The 12,084-nt window shown below is 56.3% G+C and carries 15 protein-coding genes; 5 read left to right on the top strand and 10 right to left on the bottom strand.

The window, feature by feature from the left end; translation table 11 throughout:
- Positions 1-75: 75 nt before the first annotated feature.
- The 3 genes from WNZ14_RS15375 to WNZ14_RS15365 all read right to left on the bottom strand — a co-directional run bounded on the left by WNZ14_RS15375 (position 76) and on the right by WNZ14_RS15365 (position 2,216).
- On the bottom strand, positions 76-1,086 hold the full coding sequence (locus WNZ14_RS15375; RefSeq protein ID WP_342869515.1) for an HWE histidine kinase domain-containing protein: 1,011 nt from the start codon (positions 1,084-1,086) through the stop codon (positions 76-78).
- 107 nt (positions 1,087-1,193) lie between these two features.
- Entirely contained in the window at positions 1,194-1,358 is a 165-nt protein-coding gene (locus WNZ14_RS15370; protein WP_342869514.1) for a DUF1328 domain-containing protein, read from the bottom strand.
- A 45-nt stretch (positions 1,359-1,403) separates the two neighbouring features.
- A complete protein-coding gene (locus tag WNZ14_RS15365) occupies positions 1,404-2,216 on the bottom strand; it encodes a response regulator (RefSeq protein WP_342869513.1) in 813 nt (270 codons plus the stop codon).
- Between the two features lie 28 nt (positions 2,217-2,244).
- Between WNZ14_RS15365 and WNZ14_RS15360 the strand changes: the two genes are divergently transcribed.
- Positions 2,245-2,559: a NepR family anti-sigma factor gene (locus WNZ14_RS15360; RefSeq protein ID WP_342869512.1), complete on the top strand. Its 315-nt coding sequence runs from the start codon at positions 2,245-2,247 to the stop codon at positions 2,557-2,559.
- 1 nt (position 2,560) lies between these two features.
- Entirely contained in the window at positions 2,561-3,145 is a 585-nt protein-coding gene (locus tag WNZ14_RS15355; RefSeq protein WP_342870249.1) for a sigma-70 family RNA polymerase sigma factor, read from the top strand.
- A gap of 180 nt (positions 3,146-3,325) precedes the next feature.
- Here WNZ14_RS15355 and WNZ14_RS15350 read toward each other — a convergent pair whose 3' ends face one another.
- Positions 3,326-3,538 (bottom strand): hypothetical protein, encoded by a 213-nt coding sequence (locus WNZ14_RS15350; RefSeq protein WP_342869511.1) that lies wholly within the window; start codon positions 3,536-3,538, stop codon positions 3,326-3,328.
- Between the two features lie 491 nt (positions 3,539-4,029).
- On the opposite strand from WNZ14_RS15350, the gene WNZ14_RS15345 reads away from it, so the two are divergent.
- A complete protein-coding gene (locus WNZ14_RS15345; RefSeq protein ID WP_342870248.1) occupies positions 4,030-5,304 on the top strand; it encodes a glycerate kinase in 1,275 nt (424 codons plus the stop codon).
- Positions 5,305-5,451: 147 nt separating this feature from the next.
- On the opposite strand, the gene WNZ14_RS15340 is transcribed toward WNZ14_RS15345, so the two are convergent.
- Positions 5,452-5,739, bottom strand: coding sequence for a hypothetical protein (locus WNZ14_RS15340; RefSeq protein ID WP_342869510.1), 288 nt, complete (start codon positions 5,737-5,739; stop codon positions 5,452-5,454).
- A gap of 556 nt (positions 5,740-6,295) precedes the next feature.
- Between WNZ14_RS15340 and mgtE the strand changes: the two genes are divergently transcribed.
- Complete coding sequence (mgtE, locus tag WNZ14_RS15335) at positions 6,296-7,669, top strand: magnesium transporter (RefSeq protein WP_342870247.1); 1,374 nt, start codon at positions 6,296-6,298, stop codon at positions 7,667-7,669.
- Between the two features lie 89 nt (positions 7,670-7,758).
- Positions 7,759-8,145 (top strand): MerR family DNA-binding transcriptional regulator, encoded by a 387-nt coding sequence (locus WNZ14_RS15330; protein WP_342869509.1) that lies wholly within the window; start codon positions 7,759-7,761, stop codon positions 8,143-8,145.
- A gap of 8 nt (positions 8,146-8,153) precedes the next feature.
- Here WNZ14_RS15330 and WNZ14_RS15325 read toward each other — a convergent pair whose 3' ends face one another.
- The 5 genes from WNZ14_RS15325 to WNZ14_RS15305 form a co-directional block, all read right to left on the bottom strand.
- Positions 8,154-8,618 carry an isoprenylcysteine carboxylmethyltransferase family protein gene (locus tag WNZ14_RS15325; RefSeq protein ID WP_342869508.1) on the bottom strand — a complete coding sequence of 155 codons (465 nt, stop codon included), beginning with the start codon at positions 8,616-8,618 and terminating at the stop codon, positions 8,154-8,156.
- Between the two features lie 56 nt (positions 8,619-8,674).
- Positions 8,675-9,655: a heparan-alpha-glucosaminide N-acetyltransferase gene (locus WNZ14_RS15320; protein WP_342869507.1), complete on the bottom strand. Its 981-nt coding sequence runs from the start codon at positions 9,653-9,655 to the stop codon at positions 8,675-8,677.
- A gap of 126 nt (positions 9,656-9,781) precedes the next feature.
- Positions 9,782-10,699, bottom strand: a complete 918-nt coding sequence (locus WNZ14_RS15315) for a DMT family transporter (RefSeq protein WP_342869506.1) — start codon at positions 10,697-10,699, stop codon at positions 9,782-9,784.
- On the bottom strand, positions 10,696-10,995 hold the full coding sequence (locus WNZ14_RS15310; RefSeq protein ID WP_342869505.1) for a DUF3253 domain-containing protein: 300 nt from the start codon (positions 10,993-10,995) through the stop codon (positions 10,696-10,698). Before WNZ14_RS15310 ends, WNZ14_RS15315 begins: the two co-directional genes overlap by 4 nt.
- Complete coding sequence (locus tag WNZ14_RS15305; RefSeq protein WP_342869504.1) at positions 10,992-11,687, bottom strand: DUF599 family protein; 696 nt, start codon at positions 11,685-11,687, stop codon at positions 10,992-10,994. Before WNZ14_RS15305 ends, WNZ14_RS15310 begins: the two co-directional genes overlap by 4 nt.
- Between the last annotated feature and the right edge of the window lie 397 nt (positions 11,688-12,084).

Here is a 12,084-nt window from a genome sequence, read left to right as displayed (position 1 = left end):
TGTGGCAGTGCTCGGCAGCGCAGTTACCCCACGCTGGATCTCTCCAATGAATGAGAGGCTCGCGCAGGCAGTAGCCTAATGCTTTGGTTCGACTTCATACTGGGTGTCGGGAATTGTCAGCTGATAGATGATATGATCAGCCTTCACCTCGTGACGCACGGTCGCTGACAGGGCCTGAGGCACGATCCGTCCCAGAACTGTGCCCGAAAACCCGTTCTTCGGCTTTCTCGGCTTCTCGGGGTCATCCGCCCATACCGCGAAGGTTTCCTTCCAGGTCAGGATCAATTCAGGCGCGCCTTGCTCGTTGCGTCGCTCTTCGGCCGAGAGTTCAACCGTGCCGCCTGCAGGTCCCAATGCGCCAGTTGCCAGGGAATCTATGGTGAGTTCATGCAATGCCAGCCCCAGGTGCAACGCCGCATTGGGGAACAGATAGGCATCCTCGCCGACCATTTTGAAACCGTATGGCAAATCTCCCATGAGGGGCTGCAGTTGGGATTCGGTGAGAGCGAAGAGTTCTGCGCCGCGCCAATCCGATGCGGTGACCAGATCCTGCGACTGGGCCATTGACTGGACCCGGTTACGGAAGGCAAGCAGAAAATCATCAAGCCCTTGCGAATGGCGTGCGGTCTGGGAAGCCACCGATTGAATGATCGCCAGCAAGTTTTTCGAGCGATGGCTCAGTTCGCGCAACAACGTCTTGAGTACGGTTTCGCGGTACTTGAGATCATCGATGTCGATGATGGTGGTAAAGACCCCTATGACATTGCCGTCAATGTCGATGTCGGGTTCGAGATTGAGCTTATACCAATGCCGCTCATGTTCAGCGTCGCGAAGGATCTCGAGATCGGACGCTTCGCCCGTTTCCAAGACGGCAAGTTTGGCATTGATGACCTTGGCCGCATGCTGGGCTGTGAAAACAAGTTCGTCAGTACCGCCTTCAACTGAAGTAATTTGGGGCCAGGAATCTGGAAGGTTGGCGGCGAACCGGATCACCAGATTGGTGTCCTGATATATCATGGAGACGCCGGCGCTGCGCAACCCTGCCAGCACGAATCTCAACCGATCGGACTCGTTTACCGAACTCATGCTCATGATATGCTTTTACCTGCTTGGTTTCCTTGGGGAAAATGCCTTAAGGCGCCGGATGTCCTCCGGCGCCTTAAGCGGTCTGGCGATGTCGTTTCTTATCCGCGTCAAACTTTCCGAACAAAATTCAGAATCAGCGAGATGACGAGGAAAGCAAGGAACAGGAAGAACAGAACCTGAGCGATGCCTGCGGAAGCACCGGCGATACCACCGAATCCGAGCACGCCGGCGATGATGGCAACGACCAGAAACACGAGAGCGTAATACAGCATCGAAAATCTCCTTTGTTGTTCGACGTACCGACAACGCCAAAGGTCCTAGTTGGTTCCTGTCATTTCGAGTTTTTCGAACGGCGCGTTGAAAAACAGCGCCTGGCTGATCAGTGCCTTCACCATGTCCGGATTGAAAGGCTTGGTCACAAGAAAGGCCGGCTCCGGCTTTTCACCGGTAAGCAGACGTTCTGGAAATGCGGTAATGAAAATCACCGGCAGGGTCTCGTCTTTCAGAATATCGTTGACCGCGTCAATTCCCGAGCTGCCATCGGCAAGCTGAATGTCGGCCAGAACCATCTTGGGCTTGGTCCGCTTGTAGAGCTCGATCGCCTCAGCGTGCGTGCGCGCAACGCCTGTCACGCGGTGACCAAGTCCTTCCACCATGTCCTCGATGTCCATGGCGATCAACGGTTCGTCTTCAATGATCATGATGTCGGTGGCAACCTGTCTGGAAATTTCCATTGAGGCCGTTTCGAGCAGCTTGTTGAAGCTGGCTCCGTCGACATCCAGAATTTCTGCCGCTTCGTCAGGCTTGAAGCCTTCGACTGCGATCAGCAGGAACGCCTGGCGTGCCTTTGGAGTAACCGCTTCGAGATTGGCCGCAGCCCGTCTCTCCCAGCCAAATGGCGTCGGGTGTTCAGGAATTGGAACCGAAAGGCTGTCAAAGAGTTGAGAGAACAGCCGGTAGAGCGAAACCCGGTCATCAGCGGTCTTGGGAAATATGCTCAGATCAGCAATCAGGGCTTCGAGCGTTGCAGCTACGTAAGCGTCACCCGATGTCTGTGATCCGGTAACCGCGCGCGAGAAGCGGCGGAGGTAAGGCAGGTGAGGCGCTATGCGCATGGACAATGTCGTCATTATATACCCCTTTTGAAGTCCACTTGGCGTGGCAACTCGTAAAAAACGCGCTAACCAAAAAAAAGTTCCAGCCTCTTGGAACTTTTTTTCATCTATCGCATTCTATCTATCAATATGTGTGCATTCTGAAAGGGCTGGCAAGGGTATGATCAATCAAGACGACAATGGTGGAGCGAAAAATCGGGGTCGGCGGTCGGAACTCGGATCCAACGATGCGATCGCGTCTCAGCTGAAGCAATATTACACTTCAGTCGAGGAAGAGCCGATTCCCGACAATCTGTTGAGCCTCCTTGAGCAACTGGATCATGCGGAACGTTCTGGTGGCTCGAATGGCGCAAATTGATATGGGTAATCCAGATACAATTCCGCCGGAAGCTCCTGTCTTATTCTCGTTCAAACGGGAAATGCTGGCAGTGCTGCCAAGTCTGAGGGCGTTCGCCGTTTCGCTGGCCCGCCGCCACGACAAGGCTGATGACCTGGTGCAGGAAACCGTAATGAAGGCTTGGGGCAAGCAAGAAAGTTTCCAGCCGGGAACCAGCATGCGAGCCTGGCTCTTCACCATTCTGCGCAATGAATTTTACAGCCAGATGCGGCGCAAGGGCAGGGAACTGCCAGATCCTGATGGTGTATTTGCCGGCAATTTGGCCACTCATCCTGAACAATATGGCAAGCTCGATCTGGCTGATTTCAAGACCGCGCTGAACAGCCTGCCTGACGATCAGCGTGAAGCCATCGTGCTCATCGGCGCTTCGGGCTTTTCCTACGAGGAAGCCGCCGAGATCGTAGGCGTTGCTGTCGGCACCATCAAGAGCCGGGTCAACCGGGCGCGCGTCAAGCTGCAGGAACTGCTCACCGTGGATGGTGAAAGCGACTATGGTCCGGACGAAACATCCAGCCCGCTGGTCAACCGGGCGTTTCCGGGCCGCTGAGGCACCATAACTCCCAAAACTCCAAGATAATGTTAGCTGGCGGCCGCGAAAGCGGCCGCTTTCGCATGTCGGGAAGAAACCTCCGAGCCAGCGGCAAATACACCAAAAACGGCGCGCCGGGACTATCCCGAACGCGCCGTTCCATACTCGTTGAAAAGTGCATCTGCAGAGTTGTGACCGTCACTCAGACTTGGCTGAAAAGCCGTCCTGGTCACTGCCCACATCTTCGCTCGCGCTCAGGTTCAAGTGCCTGAGCAGCTCGATCGCTTGAAATTCCAACCTTTCGAGAAGTTCTTCCCGGTCGTGAACTTCATCTGACGCTTCAAGCTCCAGCGATGCGCTGGTCTCGAACTCGAAAAGCTCGTCTTCGATTCTCGGGCTGATATCATTCATGACGCAACTCCTTCGCCAGTCTAGCCGTCCGGATATTGCTTTTGGGCGGCGGCCAATATGTAGGCGCAGCAATTTCCGCAACCTGTATGGTTAACGCGCAAGCACCGCGATCGTTCCATCTCAGGGGCGGTGGCGATTCTTCGTTTGACCCTCAGGGAAATCGTGATGTGTTTGTATCCTTCGCGACAAGACAGCCTCCATGAGAGTCTGCGTGCCCCAACTCGTTCTGGCCACCCTTGACCGAAGCCTCGATGGTCAGTCATCCGTCATCGCCGCTCTTGTGGATCGCTGAACAGTATTCCTGGGAACTCATGAACGCGATATCCCACCGACTGCTTAGGGGTATGTTCATGCGGACAGGTTTGACATCACCGAGCAAGCTGTCAGAAATACTGATGTTGAGACTGCGGTCATCGGGATGGCGGTGCTCTGTCTCGAGGTCAGCGATAACCGCCGACTGAATGGCGAAAAGGGAACGGTAGTAAAGAGTGATTGATCCCCGCAAACGAGATTTCTTGACCCGGCTGTTTCATGCCGCCGTCGAACGCGCTGATCCGCGCCGCGCATTGATGGATGCACTTCCCGCAAAGCCTGCAGGCCGTACCGTGGTTATCGGCGCGGGCAAGGGGGCCGCGCAGCTCGCAGCTGCCTTTGAAGATCTCTGGGACGGACCGCTGAGCGGGACGATCGTAACCCGTTACGGCTACGCCGCCCCTTGCAAATCGATCAAGGTGCTCGAGGCGAGCCATCCGGTACCCGATCAGGCGGGGCTTGCGGCAACTCAGGCTCTGTTCGATGCGGTGACGGGTCTGTCGAAGGACGATCTCGTGGTGGCTCTGATCTGCGGCGGCGGCTCGGCCCTGTTGCCTGCTCCACCCGACGGGCTGACACTTGAGGATGAGCAGCAACTCAACCGGGCGCTGCTTGCCTCCGGCGCGCCAATCGGGGTCATGAACGCGATCAGAAAACACGCAAGCCTTATCAAGGGCGGCAGGCTGGCGGCTGCTGCCTGGCCTGCCCGGGTGGTGTCCCTTGTTGTTTCCGATGTGCCCGGAGACGAGCCTTGCCAGGTCGCGTCCGGCCCGACCATTCCCGACGCACTGACAATGTCTGAAGTCCGGGCAATGATTGCGGGGCGCAACATTGCGTTGCCCGAAAAGATCCTTGCGCATTTTGGCAGCGGCAGGGACCTGCCGCCGCGTCCCGAGGATCCGGTTTTTGCAAACAACGAGGTTCGCGTCATCGCATCGGCCGGTTTGTCGCTTGAGGCCGCAGCGGAAATGGCCATGAGCGCAGGTATTGGCGCCGTCATTCTGTCGGATGCTATCGAGGGGGAAGCCCGTGATGTCGGGCTCGTGCATGCGGCAATCGCCCGCGAAGTGATGGGCCGTGACCGCCCCTTCACCAAACCCGTTGTCATCCTCTCCGGTGGAGAAACCACCGTGACCCTCAGGGGAAAAGGCAAGGGCGGCCGCAATACCGAGTTTCTGTTGTCCTTCGCCAGCGCCATCGATGGTGTCGAAGGAATTGCAGCCCTCGCAGCCGACACCGATGGGATCGACGGCTCGGAAGACAATGCTGGCGCCTTTGCTGGCCCGGCAACGGCTGACGAGATGCGGTCAAAGGGCCTCGATCCGCTGGCGAGCCTTGCCGCAAACGATGCCTGGACTGCCTTTGATGCAATTGGAGAGCTGTTCGTGACCGGACCGACAGGCACCAATGTCAACGATTTCCGGGCGATCCTGGTCGGAGATCTGCCGGATTGATCGCCGGTTGCCTGAGGCTTGAATTACTCGGGATGGAGTTCTGGCCGCTGTGTCAGTCTCTGATGTCGTTCGAGCCGGTCAATGGAAGTCCATCCGCCTCACAGCTGTCCGTGCTGCAGAAACAGGTCGGCATAAGGTTTTTCTGAATTAGGCCGCGCTATGAACCCTGAGCGAAATCTGACTTCCAACATAGCTGCGCAACTGCACAAGCTCGTTGTCCAGTGCAGCTGCTTCTTCAAGCAGATCGTAATTTCCTGGTTCCGCAGACAATTCGCCGTAAAGGATGGCAGAGATCCGGCACATATTGTTCAGGCAACCATAAATCAACTGTTTCTGACGGGTTGGGGTATGAATGTCTTGCGCCAGTCGAATTATTTCTGGTGCCGAGTTGTTGTGAATTCGCTTAAGGTTTGCGAGCCGCATTGAGGCTGTCATGTCGAATTATCCAGACAGGTTTTGTTGGAAAAACTCAAATCACGCTTCAACATTACTGTTCCAAAAAATCTTGTCATAATAAAAGCCATGATTCGCAACATATTGTCTAGTTCAGCCTCCCCAAACGTGGTTTGAGACCCTGTACTCATTGTTTTCGAAAGCATTTTCCCGATTCTCGGAAAATGGCCACGAAATCTCTTCTCCGCAGCATTGCATGCTTCCGGTCAAATACACTCCAATGTTTGATCCCTAAGAGGTTTGCATGCCATCGCAGCGGTGGCAATTCGTACGGTGTATGCCGTTCTGATTTGTCCACAGTTAAATACGCCTGTCCTTTGGTGCGGGCTTGAAATAGATAGATAATCCTGTTCGGACCTGTCTCGATTCGACTTGGTGCGCATATGCGATAGATACAAAGGTGGCGCTGACGCCAACCAAACATGAAACCAGTTGGCCGGACATCCGGCTGGCAAGAACCTGCCCGTGAGTCCTGTCCATGACCGAACCCGCTGACCGCGACGAAGACATCATTGCGACTCCGGTATCGTCCGATGTAATGGATCAAGACGATATTTATGGTGATGACGGTTCGATCCGGCAGGATTACCTGACCGCGATTGGCGCGGCGATCGCGGATCGCGATGTCCTTTTCCTGCGCGAACATGTCGTTCGTCTGCACGAATCCGAACTTGGCGATCTGCTGGAGTCGATCAACGCAGGCCAACGCCAGGCTTTGGTATCGCTGCTTGGCAATGACTTCGATTTTGCCTCGCTGACCGAGGTCGATGAGGCCATCCGTCTGGAGATCATTGAGGCGTTGCCGAACGCTAGGATCGCCGAAGCTCTGGGCGAGCTTGATTCCGACGACGCGGTCTACATCCTCGAAGACCTTGATGAGGCCGATCAGAAGGAAATTCTCGCAGCGCTTCCGTTTACCGAACGGGTAAGGCTGCGGCGTTCGCTCGACTACCCGGAAGACACTGCCGGTCGCCGAATGCAGACCGAGTTTGTCGCGGTGCCGCCATTCTGGACGGTGGGGCAGACCATCGACTACATGCGCGATGAAGAGGACTTGCCGGAAAGTTTCAGCCAGATTTTCGTCATCGATCCGACCTTCAAACTGGTCGGCGCTGTCGCTCTCGACAAGATCCTGCGCACCAAGCGGCTTGTTCGCATCGAAGAGGTGATGGACGAGACACGCTATCGCATCAATGCGGAAATGGACCAGGAAGAAGCAGCGCAACTGTTTGAACAGTACGACCTTCTGTCCGCAGCCGTGGTGGACGAGAACGAGCGTCTCGTGGGTGTTCTGACCATTGATGATGTGGTGGACGTCATTCACGAGGAGGCCGAGGAAGATATCAAGCGCCTTGGTGGTGTGGGTGACGAAGAACTCTCCGACAGTATCCTGTCAACGGTGCGTTCCCGCTTCAGCTGGCTGCTGATCAACCTTGGCACCGCCATTCTGGCGTCAGCCGTCATCAGCCTTTTCGATGCGACCATCGAGCAGATGGTGGCGCTGGCGGTGCTGATGCCGATCGTGGCTTCGATGGGCGGCAATGCCGGAACCCAGACCATGACTGTGACTGTTCGTGCTTTGGCGACCCGGGATCTCGATATCTACAACGCCGGACGGATCATCCGTCGTGAGGCCGCGGTCGGCCTCATCAACGGATTCCTGTTTGCGGCGATCATCGGCCTGGTGGCTGGAGCATGGTTTTCAAGTCAGGGGCTTGGTGTCATCATTGCAGCGGCCATGGTCGTCAACATGCTGGCAGCGGCCCTTGCCGGTATCCTGTTGCCGTTGCTGCTGGACAAGCTTGGCGCCGACCCGGCGATTGCGTCCGCCGTCTTTGTGACGACCGTCACCGATGTCGTCGGCTTTTTCGCGTTTCTCGGATTGGCCGGCTGGTGGTTGTCGATGACCTGATTTGTCACCGTTGCGCGGTGGTCATCATGCGAATTTTGACTTATACGTAAGCGTAAGTCGTAATGAAATTTCCGCAGGATTGATCCGCATTGGACAAGTACTACACCATTACCGAGTTGACCCGTGAGTTTGGGATTTCGACCCGGACTTTGCGCTTCTACGAGGACGAAGGACTGATCCAGCCCGAACGTCGCGGTCGCACGCGTCTGTTCCGATCAGCTGACCGACGCCTGATTCAGGAAATTCTGCGCGGTCGTCGCATTGGCTTCACAATAGCTGAAATCCGCGAAATCATCCAGGTCTACAAGGACCCTCCGGGTGAGGCTGGCCAATTGCGGCTGTTGATGCGCAAGCTCGAGGAAAAACGCGAGGATTTGCGCCAGAAGCGCCGGGACATTGAGGAGACGCTGGTCGAACTCGATCACATTGAGGAATCCTGCCTGACCCGGTTGGCAGAAATTGGCGTCAACACCTGAGCCTGGATCTAGATCCAGCGGCGGACTTTGCGGCAATAGGCTTCGAACTGATATCCGAACTTGGCGAGCAGGTGGCTTTCTTCTCGCCTGATGGCCAGAAAATGGGTCAGGATGCCGTCAATCGGCGCCAGCAGCAAAAACCAGACATTCATGGAAAGGCAGCCCATCCCGGCTAGCAACAGCATATTTGCAAGATAAATGGGGTTCCGGCTGTAGCCAAACGGGCCATTGGCTACAAGATGGCTTGATCCGCGATTGGGCAAAATCGCTGTCTGGGCTTCGTGCAAGGTTTTCATCGCCCAAAGGTCAATTCCAAGAGCGATAACAATAATCAGGCCACCGAGCGATCTGACGCCGACGAATTCCAGCGCCCAAGGTGCCAGGAAATTGAGTCCGACCGCAGTCAGCGTCAGTCCTACAAGCAGCAAGGGCGGCCAAGGAATGAAATTCGGTCTCTCCCGGTAGGCGTTCATCAGTTGCAATTCCTGATCTGGTTAGGTCATTCAAAATTTTTTACATGGGCGCCGTTCTATTTCGATGTTGCAGTGCATTGTTCGGCAATGGCTGGAATGCGCGCATCAGAATCCTGAGTAATTTGACCGGAAATAAACGGCTGAAATAGTTCCTGTGAAAGCAATTGGTCGGTAACACATCCGCAAAATCTCTTGCAGAATGCCGCGCCGTTGTTTGCTTCGCAACCTACTTCGCACTCTGAAACAAATCCGGGTAGTGGATCAGCCGGTGTGGCCGGGATGAGCTGTGAGGCAACCCAGACCAGCGACAGCAGTACTGGTTGATGCACCAGATAAAAGGCCAGACTGTGACGGCCGCAAAAGCGGGTTGCACGCGAAACTGGGCCTGATCCTGTCGCAATCTTTCCGAGCCGCTCGGTCAGGCCCCGCGAGACTGCAAATTTCGTAAATCCCATGCCGATAAGGAAAGGCCCCAGCCAGGGCATCAGCGGCACAAAGTCATTGGACCGCGGCGGCGATGTGAAAAGCCCGATCCAGGACAGCCAGACCGGGTTGAAGGCCTCGGACCTGAAGAAAAACGGCAAGGCAACGCAAAATGCTCCAGTCACCACGGTGATCAGCGCCGGCAGACGCAGGAAAGCGAGCCCTATCACGCTGCAGGCTGCGATTGCGTGCAGGATGCCAAAAAAGATGAAACCGTCCGGCGTGGCGAAATAGGTCGCCAGGCTGATCAGCGCCGCGGCACCTGCGACAATGGCAAGTCGCTTCAGAAAGGCTTGCGGTCTTAGATCCCTGCCGTGGGCGAGCACGAGGCTGACGCCTGCAAGTAATAGAAAGCTTCCGGCGATCGAGCGGGCATAGGCCTTGAGAAACCCGTGTGTGGTGATGCCCGGCTCGAGATACCTGAACATCTCCAGATCCCACGAGAAATGGTAGCTCGCCATCGCGAACAAGGCCAAACCTCTTGCAAGGTCCAAGACCTCTATGCGTCGTCCAGTCTTTTTTGGCAGCGTCATGCTGCCATCGGTATCACTCAAACCAAACTCTCCATGAGATCCATCGGCGATGACACCGACTCGTATCCTAGAACCGATCACCTTGAAATGGAATCGTATGAAACTTCGGGGCAGGCGTGGAGACCATCATCACCCGGCAACAGACAATCATAGCGAAACCGGTTGAGGTTTCTTGCCGCCGCCACTGACGAAAAGGCCTGCCAGCACCAGCGCCAGCGCGGCAATCAGGTTGATCGACAATGGCTCGTCCAGGATGATGACGCCCAACGCCACCCCGAAGACCGGAACCAGGTTGACGGAGAGCGAGAACCGCGAATAGCCGATGGCCCGGATCAGCGTGAACCGGACGAGATACGCTATGCCCGTTGGAAAAAGCCCCAGATAGATAAGGGCTCCGAGAGCGGGAGCGGAAAAGATCTGGGCAGGCAGACCGTCTGTCATCAGGGCCAGCGGAACAAGCGTGGCAGTGCCGATGGCAAGCGCCAGACAGGCAAGCCGGACCGGCGGCATGGTGATCCGCCTGATCAGCAGCCCCGCCATCACATAGCAGACTGAAGCGGCAAGGGCTGCGAGCTTCGCCATCAACGCGCCCCCTGCCAGGCCGGCAAACATGCTTGGCCCCACAAGCACAACGATTCCCGAAAAGCCGAGCAGGACCGAAACCAGTTTGCGAGGTGTCATCCGATCATCGTCGGTCATCAGATGGCTGCCGATCAGTGCCAGAAACGGCCCGGTGCCCATCAGCAGCGCCAGCACGCCAGCGTCGATGGTCTTGCCGGCCCAGGCAATCAGGATGAAGGGCACCACCACGTTCAGAAGCGCCATACCGACAATCAGCGCCCACTGGCCCCGGCCGGCAGGCCAGACCATGCCGCGCCAGATTGCGTAAGGCAGAAGCACCAGAAATCCGATGCCGACCCGAATCGCTGCTAGCCAAACCGGCCCGGTTTCAGGCACTGCGATACGGATCGCGATAAACCCTGAGGCCCAGATCAGGGACGTAACAACCATGAGGGTCAGGTCAAGCCGGGTCGGTGTCCTGATTGCTGGTGTGCCAGAACTCATGCGCCGCCGGTATCGCTTGTGACGTCTGTGGGCAGGGCGAGGCGGTACACCCCGCGGAAGTCGGTTGGGTCGGCCGGCTTGTTCTTGCGCAGGATGACAAGCTCGCCGGTTTTGGCCATATCGATGGCAACTGCGCGCAATGGCTTCATCAACCGGCTCCACTGCTGTTCGTCGGATCCGGCCAGCGCGCGGGCTACCTCGGTCGGGGAAATGCTTTTCCGCGCCTTGTCGTCATTGAGCATATCAAGAATGGCGGCGCGCAGCGCCTCCGGGGCATGCGATCGGGATTGCGTCACGGGATAATGGTGTCCTTGAGGATTGCGTCGCGGGCATTGGAGAAAAACTGCCGCCTCAACAGCACCATGATCACCAGTGTGGTCGATCCCATAAGCACAAATGGCCCGGCAAACCAGCCAAGATAGCCAATTGACAGAAAAATGGCTCTCAGTCCTGCATTGAAATGCCGTCCTGCCAGAACATTGAGCGACGCGGCTCGATTTGCGGCGGCGTCAAGTTCTTTACGGTCATCTGGAAGGTCGCTCTTCATCGGAATCGCACCGAACAGGATCGAAGAATAGTTGAACAGCCTGTAGGACCAGCCGAACTTGAAGAACGCGTAAGCAAAGATCGTGATCAGCCCGAACACCTTGAGCTCGAACGCCACCGGGTCCGCAACCAGGGGAATCGGCAGATCGACAGCAATTGCCAGAACCCGGTCTGTCGCTCCAAGCAGCGCAAAACACCCGCCAATGGCAAAGATCGTGGTCGAGGCAAAGAAAGCGGTGCCGTTCTGCAGTCCCGCCATGATGGCGGTATCAATCATCCGCAGGTCCCGTCGCGCCGCCACATGCATCCAGCGCCTGCGGTGCTGGTTCATCGCGGTCGTAAGGCTTACCCGCTTGATGGGCAGGTGATTGTTCGACGCCAGCGAAAAAAGGATCCAGGAAAGCGCGAACCAGGCAATCGCCAGATAATCATAGTTTGTCATGCACCGGTTTTGCCACGAAGCGAGGCCGGACGCAAAGCCTCTGTTGCGGCACCGCACTGTAATGAATTCTTCATGTCAGTGGCCAAAGTGTGGGCGAAATCAGCTGTACGGTTTTGCTGCTAAAGCCGTAAGCATTTGATTTGTAATGCAGCCATGCAGGAACGGTTGGGCTGGTATGAAAACTCAGCCACGGAATCGCCTTTTTTGCAGTTGCGAAATGGTTAGCACATCGTTAAACACCCGGTCCTGCGCCGAGCCCGTCCTGCTGGATGGGCAGCCTGAGATTAAGTTCTATAACCGGAGTGATCATGGAAGAGACCGCACAGAAATCCTGTTGGGGCATTACCGCCCGCGCAGTGATCGGTTTTTCGGGAATTCTCGCACTGGCCTACCTTTT

The sequence above is a fragment of the Hoeflea sp. AS60 genome (genome assembly GCF_038900115.1).
Taxonomy (GTDB): Bacteria; Pseudomonadota; Alphaproteobacteria; order Rhizobiales; family Rhizobiaceae; genus Hoeflea.
This window is presented reverse-complemented; position numbering and strand designations above follow the sequence as displayed.